Annotated in this window: 20 protein-coding genes; 8 read left to right on the forward strand and 12 right to left on the reverse strand. The window is 67.6% G+C overall.

Annotated elements, in window-relative coordinates; all coding sequences use genetic code 11:
• Positions 1 to 171: 171 nt before the first annotated feature.
• Entirely contained in the window at positions 172 to 597 is a 426-nt protein-coding gene (gene rnk, locus AB3G45_RS25195; RefSeq protein WP_367833136.1) for a nucleoside diphosphate kinase regulator, read from the reverse strand.
• Between the two features lie 357 nt (positions 598 to 954).
• Between rnk and AB3G45_RS25200 the strand changes: the two genes are divergently transcribed.
• The 4 genes from AB3G45_RS25200 to AB3G45_RS25215 all read left to right on the forward strand — a co-directional run bounded on the left by AB3G45_RS25200 (position 955) and on the right by AB3G45_RS25215 (position 3949).
• Complete coding sequence (locus AB3G45_RS25200) at positions 955 to 1590, forward strand: carbonic anhydrase (protein WP_367833137.1); 636 nt, start codon at positions 955 to 957, stop codon at positions 1588 to 1590.
• A complete protein-coding gene (locus AB3G45_RS25205; RefSeq protein ID WP_367833138.1) occupies positions 1562 to 1909 on the forward strand; it encodes a DUF488 domain-containing protein in 348 nt (115 codons plus the stop codon). Before AB3G45_RS25200 ends, AB3G45_RS25205 begins: the two co-directional genes overlap by 29 nt.
• A gap of 117 nt (positions 1910 to 2026) precedes the next feature.
• Positions 2027 to 3193 (forward strand): cystathionine gamma-synthase, encoded by a 1167-nt coding sequence (gene metB, locus AB3G45_RS25210; RefSeq protein ID WP_367833139.1) that lies wholly within the window; start codon positions 2027 to 2029, stop codon positions 3191 to 3193.
• Between the two features lie 42 nt (positions 3194 to 3235).
• A complete protein-coding gene (locus tag AB3G45_RS25215; protein WP_367833140.1) occupies positions 3236 to 3949 on the forward strand; it encodes a 5-formyltetrahydrofolate cyclo-ligase in 714 nt (237 codons plus the stop codon).
• Here the strand turns inward: AB3G45_RS25215 and AB3G45_RS25220 are convergent.
• From AB3G45_RS25220 to AB3G45_RS25230, 3 genes are all read right to left on the reverse strand, one after another.
• Positions 3913 to 5190 (reverse strand): CynX/NimT family MFS transporter, encoded by a 1278-nt coding sequence (locus AB3G45_RS25220; protein ID WP_367833141.1) that lies wholly within the window; start codon positions 5188 to 5190, stop codon positions 3913 to 3915. The two genes, AB3G45_RS25215 and AB3G45_RS25220, sit on opposite strands and share 37 nt — an antisense overlap.
• On the reverse strand, positions 5187 to 5864 hold the full coding sequence (locus tag AB3G45_RS25225) for a FadR/GntR family transcriptional regulator (RefSeq protein WP_367833673.1): 678 nt from the start codon (positions 5862 to 5864) through the stop codon (positions 5187 to 5189). Before AB3G45_RS25225 ends, AB3G45_RS25220 begins: the two co-directional genes overlap by 4 nt.
• A 140-nt stretch (positions 5865 to 6004) precedes the next feature.
• On the reverse strand, positions 6005 to 8047 hold the full coding sequence (locus AB3G45_RS25230) for a methyl-accepting chemotaxis protein (protein ID WP_367833142.1): 2043 nt from the start codon (positions 8045 to 8047) through the stop codon (positions 6005 to 6007).
• 155 nt (positions 8048 to 8202) lie between these two features.
• Between AB3G45_RS25230 and AB3G45_RS25235 the strand changes: the two genes are divergently transcribed.
• Positions 8203 to 8928, forward strand: coding sequence for a sulfate transporter family protein (locus AB3G45_RS25235; RefSeq protein ID WP_367833143.1), 726 nt, complete (start codon positions 8203 to 8205; stop codon positions 8926 to 8928).
• On the opposite strand, the gene AB3G45_RS25240 is transcribed toward AB3G45_RS25235, so the two are convergent.
• Positions 8911 to 9336, reverse strand: coding sequence for a VOC family protein (locus tag AB3G45_RS25240; RefSeq protein WP_367833144.1), 426 nt, complete (start codon positions 9334 to 9336; stop codon positions 8911 to 8913). The two genes, AB3G45_RS25235 and AB3G45_RS25240, sit on opposite strands and share 18 nt — an antisense overlap.
• A gap of 130 nt (positions 9337 to 9466) precedes the next feature.
• On the opposite strand from AB3G45_RS25240, the gene AB3G45_RS25245 reads away from it, so the two are divergent.
• Entirely contained in the window at positions 9467 to 10042 is a 576-nt protein-coding gene (locus tag AB3G45_RS25245; RefSeq protein WP_367833145.1) for a TetR family transcriptional regulator, read from the forward strand.
• Here the strand turns inward: AB3G45_RS25245 and nth are convergent.
• Positions 10032 to 10787, reverse strand: coding sequence for an endonuclease III (nth, locus tag AB3G45_RS25250; RefSeq protein WP_367833146.1), 756 nt, complete (start codon positions 10785 to 10787; stop codon positions 10032 to 10034). The two genes, AB3G45_RS25245 and nth, sit on opposite strands and share 11 nt — an antisense overlap.
• Positions 10788 to 10862: 75 nt before the next feature.
• Between nth and AB3G45_RS25255 the strand changes: the two genes are divergently transcribed.
• Positions 10863 to 11363 carry a DUF2244 domain-containing protein gene (locus AB3G45_RS25255; RefSeq protein ID WP_367833147.1) on the forward strand — a complete coding sequence of 167 codons (501 nt, stop codon included), beginning with the start codon at positions 10863 to 10865 and terminating at the stop codon, positions 11361 to 11363.
• A 71-nt stretch (positions 11364 to 11434) separates the two neighbouring features.
• Positions 11435 to 12307, forward strand: a complete 873-nt coding sequence (locus AB3G45_RS25260; RefSeq protein ID WP_367833148.1) for a methylated-DNA--[protein]-cysteine S-methyltransferase — start codon at positions 11435 to 11437, stop codon at positions 12305 to 12307.
• A 214-nt stretch (positions 12308 to 12521) separates the two neighbouring features.
• Here AB3G45_RS25260 and AB3G45_RS25265 read toward each other — a convergent pair whose 3' ends face one another.
• The 6 genes from AB3G45_RS25265 to mepA form a co-directional block, all read right to left on the reverse strand.
• Positions 12522 to 13157 (reverse strand): 2,3-bisphosphoglycerate-dependent phosphoglycerate mutase, encoded by a 636-nt coding sequence (locus AB3G45_RS25265; RefSeq protein ID WP_133035461.1) that lies wholly within the window; start codon positions 13155 to 13157, stop codon positions 12522 to 12524.
• Positions 13158 to 13238: 81 nt separating this feature from the next.
• Positions 13239 to 14057 (reverse strand): 4-hydroxy-tetrahydrodipicolinate reductase, encoded by an 819-nt coding sequence (gene dapB, locus AB3G45_RS25270; RefSeq protein WP_367833149.1) that lies wholly within the window; start codon positions 14055 to 14057, stop codon positions 13239 to 13241.
• Positions 14058 to 14133: 76 nt separating this feature from the next.
• A complete protein-coding gene (locus AB3G45_RS25275) occupies positions 14134 to 15927 on the reverse strand; it encodes an ABC transporter ATP-binding protein (protein ID WP_367833150.1) in 1794 nt (597 codons plus the stop codon).
• 130 nt (positions 15928 to 16057) lie between these two features.
• On the reverse strand, positions 16058 to 17083 hold the full coding sequence (locus tag AB3G45_RS25280; RefSeq protein WP_367833151.1) for a glucokinase: 1026 nt from the start codon (positions 17081 to 17083) through the stop codon (positions 16058 to 16060).
• A gap of 50 nt (positions 17084 to 17133) precedes the next feature.
• Positions 17134 to 17514 carry a methylglyoxal synthase gene (locus AB3G45_RS25285; protein ID WP_367833152.1) on the reverse strand — a complete coding sequence of 127 codons (381 nt, stop codon included), beginning with the start codon at positions 17512 to 17514 and terminating at the stop codon, positions 17134 to 17136.
• A 111-nt stretch (positions 17515 to 17625) separates the two neighbouring features.
• Positions 17626 to 18669, reverse strand: a complete 1044-nt coding sequence (gene mepA / locus AB3G45_RS25290) for a penicillin-insensitive murein endopeptidase (protein ID WP_367833674.1) — start codon at positions 18667 to 18669, stop codon at positions 17626 to 17628.
• Positions 18670 to 18826 lie beyond the last annotated feature (157 nt).

An 18826-nucleotide genomic window follows, 5' to 3' on the forward strand; every position in this document is an offset into this window, starting at 1 on the left:
GCGTCCCATAGCCGTTCTCCATCCTGCCCGCGCGCAAAGCGCGGCCTGAAACCCCATGGTGGAGAAGCCCCCTGGCCGCATACGCGGCACAGGGGGTCACGATCCTGCGACGAGGCAGCCCCCGATGCGCCCGGACTGAAAGAAGGACAGGAACTTCACGGCGGGCGCCCCTCAGGAGGCCTTGGCCGCATCCGGCACCGCCGCATGCACGGCGATGACGCTGAGGCGCCGCGCCTTGCCGTCCCGCGCCGCCCATTCGATCGACTGGCCGGCCGAAAGACCGAGCAGGGCGGCGCCGACCGGCGTCAGCACGGAAATGCGCTGGCGGGAAATGTCGGCGTCCTTCGGGAAGACGAGTTCGGCGGTCTGCGGCGGTTCGTCGTCGATGCGGAACTCGGCGAGCGAGCCCATGCGCATGATGCCGGGCGCCATGCGGGCATCGTCGACGACCTTCGCACGGTCGAGTTCGGCGGCAAGCTGTTCGGCGGCGTGCGGATCGCGCTCGGCCAGCATGTCGGCAAGGTTCGACAGGCGCGCGTGCTCGGAGCGGGCGATGGTGATGGCGGGCGGACGGATGGCCTTGGTCTTGGCAGTCATGGGAACCTCACGACGCGGGGTCTTGGCGGCCCGGAGGGCACGCGGAGAATCGAAGATCTGAGAACTGTCGCGCTTTCCAAAACGGTTTGCGTAAAAAGACGAAACCGCTATTGCCCCACGGCCGGGGCGCGACGCGACCGAGCCGGGGGCTAATGTCCTGCGAGAGGAAACAACCGTTTCAGGAACCGGGCGATGGATTGCGTCGTTGTCATTCCGGTATGATGGCTTGAGCGGGCGGGCAAAGTCAAGCCGCGCCGCCACGGCGCGGCGGAACGCCGCCCCTGCGACGGTCTGCCGATTTGACAGAAGCCAAGTTCGGGCGGAAAACGCGTCATCCCCACAAGCCGGAGCCCTGTCATGATCGAGGACCTTTTCGCCAGGAACAAAGTCTGGTCCGCCGAGCGCAAGGCCGAGAAGGCCGACTATTTCGACCGCCTCGCCAACCTTCAGCAGCCCGACTATCTGTGGATCGGCTGTTCCGACAGCCGCGTGCCGGCGAATGTGATCGCCGGGCTGGAGCCGGGCGAGGTCTTCGTGCATCGCAATGTCGCCAACCTCATCCATCCGGCGGACCTCAACATGCTGTCCGTGGTCGAATATGCCGTGCACCAGCTCGGGGTGAAGCACATCATCATCTGCGGGCACTACGGCTGCGGCGGCATTCGCGCGGCCGTCAGCGGCGAGCGCTTCGGCCTCATCGACCATTGGCTGCAGCCGGTGCGCGACGTGGCGGACCGGCGTTTCGAATGCCGGGAATGCGCGCCCTGGGGCGATGCGGACCTCGACCGGCTCTGCGAGGCCTCGGTTGCCGCGCAGGTGGAGCGGCTCGCCCGTACCCCCACCCTCCAGGCGGCCTGGCAGGCCGGCCGCGACGTTTCCATCCACGGCTGGGTCTACGGCTTGAAGGACGGGCTGCTTTCTGATCTCAAATGTACGGTGAACGGCGGACAGGGAGGAAAAGCCCATGCCGGTGGAGATCAAGCGCATCTATGACGAACCCGGCGCGGCGGACGGGACGCGCATCCTCGTCGACCGGCTCTGGCCGCGCGGCCTGTCCAAGGAAAAGGCCGGCTTCGACCTCTGGATGAAGGACGTGGCGCCGTCCTCGGCGCTCCGCAAGTGGTTCGATCACAAGCCCGAGCGCTGGCCGGAATTCCAGGCGCGCTACCGGGAGGAGCTGCAGGGCAATCCGGCGCTCGAAGACCTCACGGAACGTGTCGCCGCCGGCAAGGTCACCCTGCTCTACGGTGCGCGCAACCGGGAATTCAACCATGCGGCCGTGCTTGCCGACGTGCTGGAGAACGGCCTCTAGCCGTCTTGCCCTCCGGTAGTAACTGCAAGAAACTTGCAGCCTGGCCGCAAGAGAATTCATTTGTCAGGGACCGGCAAGCCGGCCATTTTCTTGTCATAACATGAGGAGCAGGCATCGATGTCCGAGCGAACGGCGATCGAAGTTCAACCGGAAACCGTTGCCGCGGCGCATGGCGTGGCGAGCGACACCGCCTTCGGCGCGGTGGCGCCACCGCTCTATCTATCCACCACCTACGAGTTCGCCGATTTCGACACGCCGCGCGCCTATGACTACGGCCGCGTCGGCAATCCGACGCGCGATCTCCTGGCCGATGCGATCAGCAAGCTGGAAGGCGGGGCCGGCGCGGTGATGACGCCGAGCGGCATGGCGGCGGTCGACCTCCTCGTCGGGCGGCTTGCGGCCGGCAGTCTGGTCCTTGCGCCGCACGACTGCTACGGCGGCACGATGCGCCTTCTCAAGGCGCGCGCCGCGCTCGGCCAGATCGCGCTGCTTCTGGTGGACCAGTCGGATCTTGCGGTCTTCGAGGCGGCGCTGCGGGACCGTCCGGTCCTCGTGCTGATCGAGACGCCGAGCAACCCGCTGATGCGCGTGGTGGACATAGCCGCCCTTTCCGCGCTGGCGAAGGCGGCCGGGGCGCGCGTCGCCGTCGACAATACATTCCTCTCGCCCGCCCTGCAGAAGCCGCTGTCGCTGGGCGCCGACTATGTGCTGCATTCGACGACGAAATTCCTCAACGGCCATTCGGACGTCATCGCCGGGGCGGTGATCGCCGCCGATGCGGAGGAGGCGCACAGCCTGAAACACTGGGCCAACGTCACCGGCGCGACGGCCGCGCCCTTCGATTCCTGGCTGACGCTGCGCGGGCTGCGGACCCTCTTTGCCCGCATGGCCGGGCAGGAGCGCAACGCCATGGCGATCGCCGAGCGGCTTTGCGCGCATCCCGCCGTTTCCCGCGTGCACTATCCGGGTCTTGCCGACCATCCCGACCATGCGCTTGCCGCCCGCCAGCAGCAGGGATTCGGTGCGATGATGAGCTTCGAACTTGCCGGCGGCGTCCCGGCGGTACGCAGCTTCGTGAAGGGTGTGCGCTGCTTCACCTTCGCCGAATCGCTCGGCGGGGTCGAAAGCCTCGTCGCCCACCCCGCCACCATGACCCATGTCGACATGGGCGCGGAAGCGCGCAGCAGGGCCGGCATTAGCGACGGGCTGCTCAGGCTTTCCGTCGGGCTCGAGCATGTCGACGACCTGCTTGCCGGGCTCGAGGCGGGCCTTTCGGGCTGCTGATCGCCCGCAGGCGTCCCGTACCACGTTCGAAAGGAGGACACGATGGAGGCCGATGACGACATTCCCGCCACCTTCGCCTCGCCGGCCTGCTTCATGCACGAGGTCGATCCCGCTTATATGGGCCTGCCCGGCCCGCTCGACCGGCAGGCCTGGACGGATGTCGAGCGCTGGCGCAGGAGCGAGCGCGAACGCCTGATCGCCGAGCGCCTCGCCGTACCGGCCGAGACGCGCGCGCGCCAGGGTGAGACGATCGCCGCGGGCATCGTCGCCGAGATCGGCGATGTCGAGGGACTTATCGTCAGCGCCTACTGGCCCTTCCGCGGCGAGCCGGACCTGCGGCCGCTGCTTGCCGAGGTCGCAAGACGCGGCGGGCGCACGGCGCTGCCCGTCGTCGTCGAAAAGGGACGGCCGCTGGAATTCCACCTCTGGCAGGCGGGCGATCCGCTGTCACGCGGCGTCTGGAACATCCCTATCCCGGCAGAGCGGAACCTCGTCCTGCCGGATATCGTGCTCTCCCCGGTCGTCGGCTTCGATGCCGCCTGCTACCGGCTCGGCTATGGCGGCGGCTTCTTCGACCGGACGCTGGCCGCCATGCCGGCCCGGCCGCGCGTCATCGGCCTCGGCTACAGCGCGGCGCGCCTTCGGACGATCTATCCGCAGCTGCACGACATCCCGATGGACCTGATCGTGACGGAAACCGGCACCGTGCGCCCCGCGCCTCAGGCGGAGGCTTCCACCGTGCGCGCATTGACATAGAGCGCCCGGCCGGCGAACCAGCCGTTGACTGCCGCGCCGAGGCCGAGCAGCACGAAGAGCACGGCGCTCCAGGCGAAGCTGCCGGTCCAGCCGCGGATGAGCCCCACAACCAGCGGGCCGACGGCGGCGAGCAGGTAGCCGATGCATTGCGCCATGCCGGACAGATGGGCCGCCACATGCGGATCGCGCGTGCGCAAAACGATGACGGTGAGCGCCACCGCGATCAGCCCGCCCTGCCCGATGCCCTGCAGCACCGCCCAGATCCAGACGGTGGAGAGCGGCGCGAAGAGCAGGCCGAGAAGGGCGACGACGGCGAAGCCGCAGAGCACCACGTTGATCAGCCGCTGGTCCTTGCCGCGCACGGCGATATGCGGCGCGACGAGGCAGGCGGCGGCCTGCACCATGACGGAGACGGAGACGATGGCCCCGGCGGTGACGCCGTCGAGCCCGCGTTCGCGCAGGATCGGCACCAGCCAGCCGAAGACGCAATAGGCGAGCGCCGATTGCAGGCCCATGAAGAGCGTGACCTGCCAGGCCAGCCTGTCGCGCCACAGGCCCTCGACCCGGAAGCCGGTGCGCTTGGCCTGAGAACGCGTCGCCAGCACCTGCGGCAGCCACAGGAGACCAACGACGATCGCCGGCAGCGCCCAGATGGCGAGCGCCCCGTCGAGCGAGCCGCCCAGCGCATGCTCGATCGGCAGCGTCAGGCCGGCGGCGCTCGCCGCGCCGGCGCAAAGCGCCATCGTATAGCAGCCGGTCATCAGCGCCGCCTTGTCGGGAAAATCGCGCTTGACGAGGCCGGGCAGCAGCACATTGCCGACCGCGATGCAGGCGCCGGCAAGCGCCGTGCCGAGGAAGAGCAGCGGAATGGAGGAAAGGCCGCGCAGCGCCGTGCCGAGCGCCAGAAGGAAGACGACAAGGAGCAGCGTGCGCTCCGTGCCCATGCGCTGGGCAAGGCGCGGCGCCAGCGGCGAGAACAGGCCAAGGCAGACGACGGGCAGCGTCGTCAAGAGGCTGGCACCGGTCGCCGAAAGGCCGAGCGTGCCGCGGATTTCCGGCAGCAGCGCCGAGGCGCTGGAGAAGACCGGCCGCAGGTTGAAGGCGATGAGCACGAGGCTGGCGCCAAGCAGGACGCGCGCGGCGGCGGCCTTCGGCCGGTGGGGCACGGGCGCGGGCACGCTGTCGGCTTCGGCGTCGATCAGGTCGATCGCGCCGGGATCGGTTTCGGCAAGGTGGGTCATGACATCAGAAACCGGTCGAGGGCGGAAAGGACCGGCGCCATGAAGCGGCGGACGGCGGCATCGGCGGCGTCCGGATCGCCGCTCGCGATGGCATCGACGATGGCGACATGGGCCGCCATGTCGGGTTCCGGCAGGTCCTGGCCAAGCGTCGCGTCGATGGTTTCGGCAATGAGCGTCGAGAAGAAATCGTACATGCCGATCAGCACCGCATTGCGCGAGGCGGCGATCACGGCCTGGTGGAAGGCGAAGTCGCGGGCGATGAAACCGGCCTTGTCGCCGTTCTCGTAGTGGCCGCGGGCGGCCAGCCGGGCCCGGAGCCCGGCGACGACGGCTGGCGTGTGGCGCAGCGCCGCAAGCCTTGCGGCCTCCGCATCGAGCGCCAGGCGCGCCTCGAACTGGTCGCGCAGCCCCGCGCGCCGGGCCATGCCGAGCGGGCGCGCGGTATCGGCCGTCGAAAGCACATAGGTGCCGGAGCCCTGCCGGGTTTCGAGATAGCCCTGCGAGGCGAGGACGCGCACCGCCTCGCGCACCGTGCCGCGGCTGACAGAGAGCATGGCCGAGAGGGTCGCCTCGTTCGGCAGCTTCTCGCCCACCGCCCAGCGGCGCGCCAGTATGTCGTTGCGGATCGCCTCCACGGCGGCATCGGCGAGATTGGTCTTGCTGAGGGCGTGCATGTGGCTAGTCATAAAGTCATCGGATGACTTTATGACTAGCCTTGTTTTCGGTGCCCGTCAAAGGGAATCGGCACGCGTCTTCGTCCGCAAACCCCTCCCCACGAGGAAAGCCCCGCCCCGCCGGAGCGGGGCCTGCCGCGTCAGAACTCTTCCCAGTCTCCGCCGTTCCCCGTGTCCTGCCGCACGCCGAGGGCGCCGGCCAGTTTCTCGCCGAGCGCGAGGGCCGGCGAGGCGACGGCGCGCGAGATGCTGTTGGCCGGCTTGACGTTCCACTGGCCGGGCGACTTGCGGGCGAGCTTCGGCGCCGTGGCGGGGGCCGCTTGTGGCGCGGCCGGGGGGGGCGCCGACGGCACGACATGCAGGTGCGGCGCGTGCACCGTCCGGCCCGCAGCGGCGCTGCCGCCGACATTGAAGCGGCCGATCAACGCATTGAGCGCCTGCACTTCGGAGGCAAGGCCGTGGCTCGCCGCGGTCGTCTCCTCCACCATGGCCGCGTTCTTCTGCGTGCCCTGGTCCATCGTGTTGACGGCGGTGTTGATCTCCTGCAGGCCGGTCGACTGTTCGCGCGCCGCCTCGACGATCGCCTGGACGTGGCCGTTGATCTCCTGCACCTCGGTGACGATCGCCTGCAGCGCGCGGCCCGTGTCGCCGACGAGGGAGACGCCGGAGCGCACCTGCTCGCCCGAGGTGGTGATCAGCGCCTTGATTTCCTTGGCGGCCTTGGCCGAGCGCTGGGCAAGCTCGCGCACCTCCTGCGCCACGACCGCGAAACCCTTGCCCGCCTCGCCGGCCCGCGCCGCCTCGACGCCGGCATTGAGCGCCAGGAGGTTGGTCTGGAAGGCGATCTCGTCGATGACCCCGATGATGCTGGTGATCTCGCTGGAGGACTTCTCGATCTCCTGCATGGCCGAGACGGCCCGGCGCACGATGTCGCCGGATTTTTCCGCGCCCGAGCGGGTGCGCGCAACGAGCTCGCCCGCCTCTTCCGCCCGGCGGGTGGAATCCTTCACGGTGGTGGTGATCTGTTCAAGCGCGGCGGCGGTTTCCTCGACCGAGGCGGCCTGCTGCTCGGTGCGGCGCGAAAGATCGTCGGCCGCGGCGCGGATCTGGCTGGCGCCGGCGTCGATCGCGAGGGCGTTCTCGCCGACCTCGCGCAGCGCATCGCCGAGGCGCGAGACGGAGGCGTTGAAATCCTCGCGCAACCGGTCGAGGTCGCCGTCGAAGGGTTTTTCGATGCGGCAGGTCATGTCGCCGCTCGCCAGCCTGCCTAGCCCGTCGGCAAGGCTGGCCACGGCTTCCTGCACGCGGCCGCTGTCGCGGGTGCGCTCGGCTTCGCGCGCCTGGCGCTCGCCCTCGGCCCGGCGGCGGTCGTCGTCGCTCTGGCGTTCCAGGCGCTGGCGCTCGGCGGCATTGTCGCGGAAGACGGCGACGGTGCCGGCCATCTCGCCGATCTCGTCCTTGCGGTCGGCATGGGGGATGGCGCCGGCGCTGTCGCCCGCCGCCAGTTTCTTCATCGCGCCGGCAAGGCCGTTGAGCGGCCTGACGACCCGGCGGTTGACGAGGAAGATCGCGGCGATCGCCAGGCCCATGGAGATGGCAAGCGACGCCCAGGTGAGCGTGAAGGCCGAGCCTTCCTCGGCGCGGGCCGAGAGGATCGTCTCGTCCGTCACCTTCCGGGTGCTGGCGACGAGGTCGTTCAGCGAAGCGCTGATCGCATCGGCGCTCGCCTGCATCGGCCCCTTGTAGACCTCCAGCGCCGGGCCCTTGGCGGCGATGGCGGAGAACTGGATGAGTTTGGCGGAATCGTCGAGATAGGTCTTCAGCGTCGCCTTGATGCCGTCGATCTCGGCGGCGGCGGCCGCATTGCCGCTGTTGGCCGCGCCATAGCTGTCGACCATCCCGGCAAAGGCGTCGGCGCGCTCCTTGATGCGCGCCTCGATGCGGCCGATCTCGTCGGGATCCATCGAGAGCAGGTGCTCCGAATAGGTCGCGTTCACCTCGGAAAAGGCGTGGCTGAGCTGCAGGATGCGGCTCATCTCGGGCATGCGCTCGGCGCCGATGCGCTCGATATGGCCGGTCATCGCCGAGAGGGAGCGGAAGGCGACGGCGCCTTGCAGGCCGCCCAGCACGACCATGAGGACGAAGAGCGCGGGCAGAAGCCTGCTGATCCGGACATTGCGCATGATGGTTCCCTGATTATCTTTGGCAGCCCGGCTTCGTGCGGGTGCGCAAAACTTTAGGAGCTGTCGTTTAACGCCGGCTTAATGGAGGGTTCCGATCTCCTGCCTTGCCGGCCGCTTTTTCACATCCTACATGCGGAAGCGAACAGGAGTTTTCGATGATCCTTGCCGCCACCCGCCTTTCGCTCGCCAATCTCTTCGCCCCGGAGACGCGCGGCGTGTTCTGGAAGGTCATCGGGCTCACCGTGCTGGCGCTCATCGTCCTGTGGTTCGGCCTTCGCGAAACCTTCGTCGCCTTCACCTGGCCCTTCCTGCAGGGCCTGATGATGCCCGACCTGCCGGAATGGGCGGGCTGGCTCGCCTTCGTCTTCGGCGTCCTCGCCAGCATCGGCCTCGCACTCGGGCTTGCCCTCCTGCTCGCGCCGGTGACGGCGCTCATCGCCGGCTTCTTCCTCGACGACGTCGCCGAGGTGATCGAGAAGCGCGATTATCCCGCCGAGGCTCCGGGCGTTGCGTTGCCGATGGGCCAGGCGATCGCCGGCTCGATAAAATTCCTCGGCATCGTCGTCCTCGGCAACCTTTTCGCGCTTCTCCTGCTGTTCATTCCCGGCATCAACCTCGTCGCCTTCTTCCTGGTAAACGGCTACCTGCTCGGCCGGGAATTCTTCGAATTCGCGGCGATGCGCCACCGCCCGCCGGCCGAGGCGCGCCTGTTTAGGGCCAAGCACGCCTCGACGGTGCTGATCGCCGGCCTCGTGATCGCCGCGTTCCTGGCGATCCCGATCGTCAATCTCCTGACGCCGCTCTTTGCCGCCGGCCTCATGGTGCATCTCCACAAGGCACTGAGCGGCAGGGATCCCGGCTTCTCACTGCGGCAGCGCTGACGCGTCGTACATGACCGCATAGTCGCCCTTAGGCGGGATGGGCTTGATCACGTCGATCAACACGCCGTTCGGATCGGCGGTGATGAAGTGACGCTGGCCGAAATCCTCGTCGCGGATCGCAAGCAGGATCGGCAGGCCGGCCGCGCGCACCGCAGCATAGACCGTGTCGACATCCTCCACCTCGAAGTTCAGGAGCAGGCCCGACACCTTGCCGCGGCCGGCGGCCGGGATCGTCTCGTGGCGGCCGTCGAGCACGGCGAGCGTCACCTTCTCGTCCTCGCTGGACTGGAGATGGATGTACCAGTCGCTGGTGAAGAGGGCTTCGAAGCGGAAGTGCTTCTCGTAGAAGGCGGCGGTGCCCGCCACGTCGTCGGTCATGATCACCGGATAGTAACTGGTCGTTTTCATCGGGCTTCTCCTTTTCTGTCGTGGGGGCGATCCACCGCACAGGTTTTGCTGGATTTGCCGCCGAATTAAACATACAGTCTGCATGTTTCTATCAATTAACATACATTCTGTTTGTATGTAAAGGCAGAAAATGGCACGCAGCAACAAGGAACGCACGGAAGCGACGCGTCTCGCCCTGATCGAGGCGGCCCGGCGGCTTTTCGTCAAGAAGGGCTATGCGGAGACGGCAACGCCCGACATCGTGGCGGAGGCCGGCGTGACGCGCGGCGCGCTCTACCACCATTTCGAGGACAAGAAGGCACTGTTCCGCGCGACGCTTGAGCGCGAGGCGGAGGCCGTCGCCACCCATATCGAGATGGTCTCGCGGCCCGCCGCCGCGCCGCGCCAGGCGCTGCTGGCCGGCGCTTCCGCCTATTTCGACGCCATGGCGGCGCCCGGCCGCACGCGTCTTCTGCTGCTCGAGGCCCCCGCCGTGCTTGGCTTCGAGAGCGCCGCCGCGATCGACCGGGACAATGCCGAGGGCACGCTCAAGGCCGGGCTCTCCGCCCTGATCGGCAAGGATGTCGACGCCGCAGGGCTCCAGGCCCTGACGGACCTCCTCTCCGCCGCCTTCGACCGCGCGGCGATCGCGATCGAGGCCGGCGCCGACCGCGCGGCCTATGTGGCGGCGATCGCCGGCCTGCTGGACGGGCTCGTCAGGGCGTAGGGCCGAAGAGCTGCGGCGGCAGCTCCACGAGCGGCGCCGGCACGTCGCAGGTCTTTTCCGGCGAAAGACAGAGGTCGGCGATGACGCAGTGCTCGCACTCCGGCCTGCGCGCCTTGCAACAGTACCGTCCGTGCAGGATCAGCCAGTGGTGCGCGTGGTAGAGATATTCGTCCGGGATGAGGCGCATCAGTTTGTCCTCCACCTCGTCGGGCGTCTTGCCGGGCGCCAGGCGGAGGCGATTGGCGATGCGAAAGATATGCGTGTCGACCGCCATCGTCGCCTCGCCGAAGGCCATGGACAGCACCACGTTCGCCGTCTTGCGGCCGACGCCGGGCAACAGGACCAGCTCCTCGCGGGTGCGCGGCACCTCGCTGCCGAAGTTTTCCACGAGCATCCGGCTGAGCGCGATGACGTTCTTCGCCTTGTTGCGGTAGAGCCCGATGGTCTTGATGTAGTCGCGCACCTTCTCCTCGCCGAGGGCGAGCATCTTCTCCGGCGTGTCGGCGACCTTGAAGAGCGCGCGCGTCGCCTTGTTGACGCCGGCATCCGTCGCCTGGGCGGAAAGCGCCACGGCGACGACGAGCGTGAAGGGATTGACGTGCTCCAGCTCGCCCTTCGGCTCCGGCCGCTGGATGGAGAAGCGGCGGAAGATCTCCTTCAGCGTGTCCTGCGAATAGAGGCTCTTCGGCCGCGCCGGCGCCTTGCGCCGGGGCGCTACTTTCTTCTTGACCGTTCCGTTTTTCATGATGCTTCCGCAATGGCCTGTCGTCGCCGCAAAACCGCTACACAGTCTTGCGCGACTTGCTTATAGTCATGCCCCATGACGCAAGGCAACGCCGACATCACGATGAACGACCTGCCGGTCTTCTCCGCCGAACTGCACCCCTACCGGTCGCTCGGCCAGAACGGCCACCGCATCTTCTTCATCATCGCGGGCGCGCTCAGCTTCGCCCACATGGCCGTCTTCATGATCTCCGGCGCCTGGCCGGTCGTCCTGTTCTTCGGCCTGGATTTCCTCGTGCTGTTCGGCGCCTTCTGGCTGAACAACCGGGCGGCGAAGGCCCGCGAAGTGGTGTCGCTCTCGCGCACCAACATCTCGATCCGCAAGATCAGCCCGTCCGGCCGCGAGACCGAACATGTCTTCAATCCGTTCTGGGCGCGCTTCCTCGTCTCGCGCAAGGCGAAGATCGGCATCACCGCAATGCATGTGCGCGGCAACGGCAACCAGACGGATGTTGGCACCTTCCTTCCCCTCGACGACCGCGAGCGTTTCGCCTCGGCCTTTTCCGGCGCGCTCGCCCGCGTGAAGCGCGGTTACTAGGGCGGTTCTCGCAGAAATCGGGTGGCGGGCGCGGCGACGCCGTGCTTTTCTGGCGGCACAGGAGAAGAACGATGAACATTGCCGCAACCCTGAAGACCGACATCACGCCCGCGGGCGACGACTATACGACCGTGCGCCGGGTCATCGAGCTCATCACGGAGGATTACCGCGAGCAGCCGGGCCTGGACGAAATCGCCGGCCGGCTCGACCAGTCGCCAACGCAGTTGCAGAAGACCTTCACCCGCTGGGCCGGCCTCTCGCCGAAGGCCTTCCTGCAGGCCGTGACGCTCGACCATGCCAAGCGGCTGCTGCGCCAGGAGGAACTGCCGTTGCTCGAGACGAGCTTCGAGGTCGGCCTTTCCGGCCCCGGCCGCCTGCACGACCTCTTCGTCACGCACGAGGCCATGTCGCCGGGCGAATGGAAGGCGCGCGGCGCGGGCCTGACGATCCGCTACGGCCTGCACCCCTCCCCCTTCGGCGGGGCGCTCGTCATGATCACCGACCGCGGCCTTGCGGGCCTTGCCTTCACCGACGAGACGGGCGGCATGGACGCCTTCGAGGACATGTCCTCGCGCTGGCCGAACGCGCATTATATCGAGGACCGCGAGGCGACCGCCCCCTATGCGGAGCGCATCTTCGACCCGAGGCGCTGGGACCCCAGGGCGCCCCTGCGCGTCGTGCTGATCGGCTCGGATTTCCAGGTCCGCGTCTGGGAGGCGCTCTTGCGCATTCCGATGGGCTGCGCGGTCACCTATTCGTCGATCGCCGAAAAGCTCGGCCAGCCGACCGCCTCGCGCGCCGTCGGCGCCGCCGTGGGCCGCAACCCCATCTCCTTCGTCGTGCCATGCCACCGGGCGCTCGGCAAGAGCGGGGCGCTCACAGGCTACCACTGGGGCCTGACACGCAAGCGTGCGATGCTGGGGTGGGAATCAGGCAGGGCGTGAAGGCGGAAAGGCCGGCGGAGACGCTGGCCTTCTCCCTTGAAAGCACCTCTTCTCCTCCGTCATCCGCTGGCTTGACCCGAGGATCCACCAACCCGGCGTGCGCGTGGATGGGTAGTCGGGTCAAGCCCGACCATGACGGACGAGAGGGCAGCGGGTGGGGTGGGATACCCGAAGCAGGAGCAAGGGCAACGGCTTCTCGCCCTCACCGCAGCGCTCAGTGCGCGCCTGACATGTCCCCGAGCACGTCCTTCGACTTCACCGTCGAATCCGCGTTCAGCACGTAGACCATCGGCACGCCGGTGGCGAGGTTGAGCTTCAGGATCTCTTCCTTCGAAAGCTTGTCGAGCACCATCACCAGCGAACGCAGCGAGTTGCCGTGGGCGGCGACGAGCACCTTTTCGCCGCGCAGCACGCGGGGCAGGATCTCTGTGAGATAGTAGGGCCAGACGCGGGCACCGGTGTCACGCAGGCTCTCGCCGCCCGGCGGTGGCACGTCGTAGGAGCGGCGCCAGATATGCACCTGCTCCTCGCCCCACTTGGCACGGGCATCGTCCTTGTTGAGGCCGGAGAGGTCGCCGTAGTCGCGCTCGTTCAGCGCCTGGTCGCGGATCGTCTCCAGGCCCGGCTGGCCGATCTCGTCGAGAATGAGCGACAGCGTCTTCTGGGCACGGGAAAGATCGGAGGTGAAGGCGACATCGAACTTGATGCCGGTCTCGGCAATCGCCTTGCCGCCGGTCTTGGCCTCCTCGACGCCAAGCGCCGTCAGGTCTGGATCGCGCCAGCCGGTGAAGAGGTTTTTCAGGTTCCATTCGCTCTGGCCGTGGCGAACGAGGACGAGGGTTCCGCTCATAGATTGTCTCCTGATGGTTGGCATCGTTCCGAAACGTGGATACCGGTTTTCGGATAAACGATGCGAAAACGAAAGTAAGGATCAGTCGAGCCCGAGCACGTCGAGCATGGAATAAAGGCCGGGTTTCTTGTCGCGCGCCCAGAGCGCCGCCTGCACGGCGCCGCGCGTGAAGATCGAGCGGTCCGTCGCGCTGTGCGACAGGGTCACGATCTCGCCCTCGCCGGCCAGCAACACCGAATGCTCGCCGATGACCGAGCCGCCGCGCAGCGTGGCGAAACCGATCGTGCCGGCGGCGCGCGGGCCGGTATGGCCGTCGCGCACGCGCACCGAATGGTCGGCAAGCGAAATGCCGCGGCCCTTCGCGGCCGCATCGCCGAGCAGCAGCGCGGTGCCCGAAGGCGCATCGACCTTGTGCTTGTGGTGCATTTCCAGCACCTCGATATCCCAGTCCGTCGGGCCGAGCGCGCGGGCGGCGGTCTCGGTGAGCACGCCGAGCAGGTTGACGCCGAGGCTCATATTGCCGGACTTGACGATACGGGCATGGCGGGCGGCGGCCTTGATCTTCTCGTCATCGGCCGGCGAGCAGCCGGTGGTGCCGACGACATGCACGATTCGCGCCTGCGCGGCGAGGCCGGCAAATTCGATCGACGCGGCGGGCGCCGTGAAATCCAGCACGCCCTCCGCCGCGACGAAGGCTTCGAGCGGCCTGTCGGTGACGGGGACGCCGATCGGCCCGAGGCCGGCCAGTTCCCCCGCATCGCGGCCGATGAAGGGCGAGCCCTCCCGCTCGACGGCCGCGAAGACCTCCGCGCCCTCGATGGCGTGGATCGTGCGGATCAGCGTCTGGCCCATGCGGCCCGCCGCACCGACGACGACCAGCTTCATTGCATTGCCGCTCATCTTCCATCCCTTCCGCGGAGCGCCGGCGCGCTCCGATTTCCTGTCTTCTAAGCAAGGTCGCCCGCGCCGGCGCGTCCTATTTCCCAGCGCTGCCGGCAGGCGCCTGGAGGCTGTTGAGGCGAGCGTAGAGGCCGTTCTTGCGGCTTGCTAGCGCCTCGTGCGTACCTTCTTCGGCGACCGTTCCGGCCTGCATCACGATGATCTTGTCGGCGCGCACGATGGTGGAGAGCCGGTGCGCGATGACGACGACGGTGCGCCCGCTCATCGCCTCGTCGAGCGCCTTCTGCACGGCCTGCTCGGATTCCGTGTCGAGCGCCGAGGTCGCCTCGTCGAGCAGGAGGATCGGCGCATTGCGCACCAGCGCGCGCGCGATCGACAGCCGCTGGCGCTGGCCGCCGGACAGCGTCACGCCGTTCTCGCCGACGGGCGTGTCGTAGCCGAGCGGCTGAGCGAGGATGAAATCGTGTGCATAGGCATGGCGCGCCGCTTCCTCGATCTCGCCATCCGTCGCGTCGGGTCGGCCGTAGCGAATATTGTCGCGGATGGTGCCCTCGAAAAGGTAGGGCTGCTGGGAGACATAGGCGATGGCGTTGCGCAGCGACTGTTTCGTCACATGGGCGATGTCCTGCTCGTCGATGAGGATCTCGCCCTCCTGCGGGTCGTAGAAGCGCGGAATGAGGTTGACGACCGTCGACTTGCCGGCGCCCGACGGCCCGACGAGCGCGGTCGTGCGGCCGCCGTCGGCGGTGAAGGTCACGTCCTTGAGGATCGCCTCGTTTTCCGAATAGCCGAAGCGGACGCCCCTGAAGGTGATCGTGGCGCTGGAAACGGCAAGCGGCTTCGCATCGGGCCGGTCGGCCTGGCGCGGCTTCAGGTCGAGAACCTCGTAGATCATGCGGGCATTGACGACGGCGCGCTCCAGCGAGACCTGCAGCCGGGCGAGGCGCTTTGCCGGATCGTAGGCCATCAGCAGCGCCGTGACGAAGGAGAAGAACGCGCCGGGCAGCACGCCGCCATAGATCGAGCGATAGGCGGCATAGGCGAGCACGCCGGCGATCGCCGCGCCGGCGAAGGTCTCGGTCATCGGCGCCGTGCGCTCGGTCAGCCGCGCGATGCGGTTGGAGCGGCTTTCGGCCCGATCGATGATGCCCTCGACCTTGGTCTTCAGCTGCGCCTCCATGGTGAAGGCCTTGACGATGGCGATGCCCTGGATCGTCTCCTGCATGGCGCCGAGCACATGGCTGTTGAGCTCGACGGATTCGCGCGTGGCGCTGCGCAGGCGCCGCGACACGTAGCGCAGGCCGATGAGCAGCGGCGGGGCGACGACGAAGACGATCAGCGTCAGCAGCCAGTCCTTGGAGATCATCACGCCGATGAGCGCGACCAGCGTCAGGAAGTCGCGTGCGACCGACGTCACCGTCATGTTCAGCACGTCGCGGATGCCGGTGACGTTCTGGCTGATCTGGGCGGCGAGATAGGCCGAGCGCGATTCGTTGAAATAGCCGACGCTGAGCGCCATCAGGTGCGAATAGAGCCGGCGCTGGTAGCGCGCTACGATGTTGTTGCCGATCTTCGACAGGATGACGGCCTGGTAATAGGTGGCAAAGCCGCGCAGCACGAAGGCGATGAAGATCGAGCCGCAGATGAGGGCGACGAGGTCGGCGCGCTTGTTGGCGAAGGCCTCGTTGACCACCGATTCCATGATCCAGGCGGTAAAGCCCGTGGTGCCGGCGACGATGGCAAGGCAGAGGATGGCCAGGACATAGCCGCGGACGTGCTCGCGGCCGTTTTCGGCGATGATGCGCTTGAGCACGGTGGCGACGGTGTCGGAGCTGACGTGTTGGCGCTCGGTTCGACTCTTATCGGCCAATAAACTGACTTTCCTGCACGATCCTGCACGATCCTGCGGCACCGGGAGGATGTGCCGCGCTGGACCCGCTCTATAGGGGCTCGGCCCGTCTTTGGCGAGTCCGCGGCGCGGCGAAGCGCCGGCGGAGGCGTCACCTTTTCCAGTGGCGTCCCTCGGTTGCAACACCAAAGCGGTCCGGCATGCGGGCGAAGGCGGCAAGGCCGGCAAGGGCCGCGACCGGATGGGTGACCACATAGGTCGGGATCGTCTTCAGGAGCGCGCCGTGCGGCGCCTTGTCCTCGAAGGCGGCGCGGAATTCCGGCCCGCGCAGGGCGGGTAGGATCTTCTGCGAGATGCCGCCGGCCAGGAATACCCCGCCCTTGGCCATGAAGATCATCGCCATGTCGCCGGCGACGCGGCCGAGATAGGTGGAAAACAGCGAAACGGTCTCGATCGCCGCGCGGTCGTCCTGCGCCAGCGCCCGCGCGGTCACGTCCGCCGGGGTTTCCAGCGGCGCATCGACGCCGTCGGCGGCCGAAACGGCGTGGTAGATGTTCATGATGCCGCGGCCGCACAGGAGCTGTTCGGCGGAAATGCGGCCCTCGATCGGCTCCAGGAAGGGCCAGATCTGGTAGTCGCGCTCGCTGCGCGGGCCGACATCCACATGGCCGCCCTCGCCGGGAACCGGGATCCAGCTATGGCGCGCATAGACGAGGCCGGCGACGCCGAGCCCCGTGCCCGGGCCGAGCACCGTGCGCGAGGCGGCATGGCGCTCCGTGCCGGGGCCGATCTTCTCGCGGTCGCCTTCATCGAGCGAGGCGACGGCGAGCGCCTGCGCCTCGAAATCGTTGACGAGCAGCACCTCGTCGAAGCCGAGATTGGCGATCATGTCGCGCGGGCGCACCACCCAGGGGCAGTTGGTCAGCGGCACCTCGTCGCCCTCGATTGGGCCGGCCAGCGCCAGGATCGCCGAACGCGGCTGCACCGACGTCGTGTCGAGGATGCATTGCTGCAGCGCGTCGTCGATATTCCTGAAATCGGCCGTCTGGACGATCGGGAACTGCTTCGGCTCGGCGAAGGCATCGACCAGCAGCGCGAAGCGCGCATTGGTGCCGCCGATATCGCCGATCAGGATGGGAAAGGGAAAATTCGTGTCGCTGTCGTTCGGCCGTACCATCAGGCTGTCCCGTTCATTTCGCGTGGAGGTCGTTTCCCGTGAACGTGCCGTCATTCGCCGTCAAAGTCGAGCAGATGTTCGGCCGTCGCGCGGTTCAGCGCCATCGGGATGTCGTAGACGATGGCAAGTCGCATCAACGCCTTGACGTCCACGTCATGCGGCATGGGGGTGAGCGGATCGACGAAGAAGACGAGGAGGTCCACCTCGCCCGTCGCGATCAGCGCGCCGATCTGCTGGTCGCCGCCGAGCGGGCCGCTCTTGAGGCGGGTGACGTCGAGGCCGGGGCAGGCCTCCAGCACCCTGCCGCCCGTCGTGCCGGTCGCCACGATCCTCGCCTGCGCCAGCGCCTTTTCATACTGCAGCGCAAAGGCCGCCATGTCGTCCTTCTTCTCGTCATGCGCGATGAGCGCGATGCATTTCTGGCGCGACATGGGCGTTCCTTGCGATTTTAAATCGATTTGAACGCCTTATACAAAAGGGGGAAGGGCTTGAAAAGCCCCGGCCTGACACGCCCTCATCCGGCTGCCGAAGGCTATCGCGCCTTACTGGAACGGCCGCGGGATGGGGATCGGCACGATGGCCGGCAGCATGGTGTCGGCGGCGATCACCGATTCGATCGTGCGCCCCGCGCTCTCGCCGCCGCCGGAAAAGGCGAGCGCGGCGGAGGAGACCCCGCCATTGCCCTGGTAGGTCACCGCCTGCTCGGAAGCGGGCGAAGCGCTGGCGAGCACCGTACCGCAGGCCTTCGGCAGGTCCGACATCCTGAGATACCAGGGCTTGACCGGCTTGGCGTCCTTCTTCGGCTTGGGCTTTGCCCAGGGTTCCTTGGTGAACCACCACGCGAGCGACTTGTCGCAGCCGTCGCCGGCCGGAACGCGGGCCTGCGGCTTGCAGCCGGCCGCGCCTTCCGGGCACTTGATGCGGATGTGGAAGTGCTCGTCATGGCCGTAGATCGGCCGCACCTTGCCGAGCAGCGAACGATCGCCCTGCCAGGTCTCGCACAGCTTCTTCTTGATGGCCGGGTTGACGAAGACGCGCTCGACCTGCGGGTAGCTCGCTGCCTTCATGACGAGGCGGGCATGGGTGGAAGTCCAGCGGCGCGAATCGACCGTCAGGAACTTGCTCTTGTCGAGCATGGAGGTGAAGGGCAGCTTTTCGCGCTCCTGGGGGGAAAGACGCTGGTCCGGCATCGGCGTGAACCAGATATCGGCGTCGAGCCCGACCTGGTGCGAGGCATGGCCCGACAGCATCGGGCCGCCGCGCGGCTGGGAGATGTCGCCGAGCAGCAGGCCCGGCCAGCCGAGCGTCCGCGCATCCTGGGAAAACTGTTCGATGAGCGCGATCATGTCCGGATGCCCCCAGCGCCGGTTGCGCGAAAGGCGCATGGCCTGCCAGGCTGGACCGTCCGTCGGGATCGCCACCGCGCCGGCGATGCAGCCCTTGGCGTAGGAGCCGTAGGGGCTTGCCGCCATGCTGGCCGGAAGGCGCTTGGCGCCGAACAGTTCCTTGGCCGGCCGCTCCTCGGCGGCGAGCGGGCCTGTGAGCGCGGTCAGCGCAAGGCCGGCGGCAAGGAGGCAGGTGGTCAGGCGGGAAAGGATGGGATGCACGGGCGTCGTCCGGTCTGAAAATCGCAATCGCTGACGAAAGGTAAAGGATCATCCTTTCGCGGAGGTGAATCGTCGCCCGGAATAGGCGGGCCAAAAACCGCCGCTTTCATGGCAGGCCTGTCAATTGCCCGGATTT

The sequence above is a fragment of the Shinella sp. S4-D37 genome, from assembly GCF_040812195.1.
Taxonomy (GTDB): Bacteria; Pseudomonadota; Alphaproteobacteria; order Rhizobiales; family Rhizobiaceae; genus Shinella.

Coding starts and splice junctions, on each gene's coding strand:
- AB3G45_RS25220 (WP_367833141.1), bottom strand. CDS start 5,190: ATGACCCACCTTGCCGAAACCGATCCCGGCGCGATCGACCTGATCGAC.
- AB3G45_RS25235 (WP_367833143.1), top strand. CDS start 8,203: ATGATCCTTGCCGCCACCCGCCTTTCGCTCGCCAATCTCTTCGCCCCG.
- AB3G45_RS25280 (WP_367833151.1), bottom strand. CDS start 17,083: ATGGTACGGCCGAACGACAGCGACACGAATTTTCCCTTTCCCATCCTG.
- AB3G45_RS25285 (WP_367833152.1), bottom strand. CDS start 17,514: ATGTCGCGCCAGAAATGCATCGCGCTCATCGCGCATGACGAGAAGAAG.
- nth (WP_367833146.1), bottom strand. CDS start 10,787: ATGAAAAACGGAACGGTCAAGAAGAAAGTAGCGCCCCGGCGCAAGGCG.
- metB (WP_367833139.1), top strand. CDS start 2,027: ATGTCCGAGCGAACGGCGATCGAAGTTCAACCGGAAACCGTTGCCGCG.
- AB3G45_RS25260 (WP_367833148.1), top strand. CDS start 11,435: ATGAACATTGCCGCAACCCTGAAGACCGACATCACGCCCGCGGGCGAC.
- AB3G45_RS25265 (WP_133035461.1), bottom strand. CDS start 13,157: ATGAGCGGAACCCTCGTCCTCGTTCGCCACGGCCAGAGCGAATGGAAC.
- AB3G45_RS25215 (WP_367833140.1), top strand. CDS start 3,236: ATGGAGGCCGATGACGACATTCCCGCCACCTTCGCCTCGCCGGCCTGC.
- AB3G45_RS25200 (WP_367833137.1), top strand. CDS start 955: ATGATCGAGGACCTTTTCGCCAGGAACAAAGTCTGGTCCGCCGAGCGC.
- AB3G45_RS25225 (WP_367833673.1), bottom strand. CDS start 5,864: ATGCACGCCCTCAGCAAGACCAATCTCGCCGATGCCGCCGTGGAGGCG.
- AB3G45_RS25255 (WP_367833147.1), top strand. CDS start 10,863: ATGACGCAAGGCAACGCCGACATCACGATGAACGACCTGCCGGTCTTC.
- dapB (WP_367833149.1), bottom strand. CDS start 14,057: ATGAGCGGCAATGCAATGAAGCTGGTCGTCGTCGGTGCGGCGGGCCGC.
- rnk (WP_367833136.1), bottom strand. CDS start 597: ATGACTGCCAAGACCAAGGCCATCCGTCCGCCCGCCATCACCATCGCC.
- AB3G45_RS25240 (WP_367833144.1), bottom strand. CDS start 9,336: ATGAAAACGACCAGTTACTATCCGGTGATCATGACCGACGACGTGGCG.
- AB3G45_RS25230 (WP_367833142.1), bottom strand. CDS start 8,047: ATGCGCAATGTCCGGATCAGCAGGCTTCTGCCCGCGCTCTTCGTCCTC.
- AB3G45_RS25205 (WP_367833138.1), top strand. CDS start 1,562: ATGCCGGTGGAGATCAAGCGCATCTATGACGAACCCGGCGCGGCGGAC.
- AB3G45_RS25245 (WP_367833145.1), top strand. CDS start 9,467: ATGGCACGCAGCAACAAGGAACGCACGGAAGCGACGCGTCTCGCCCTG.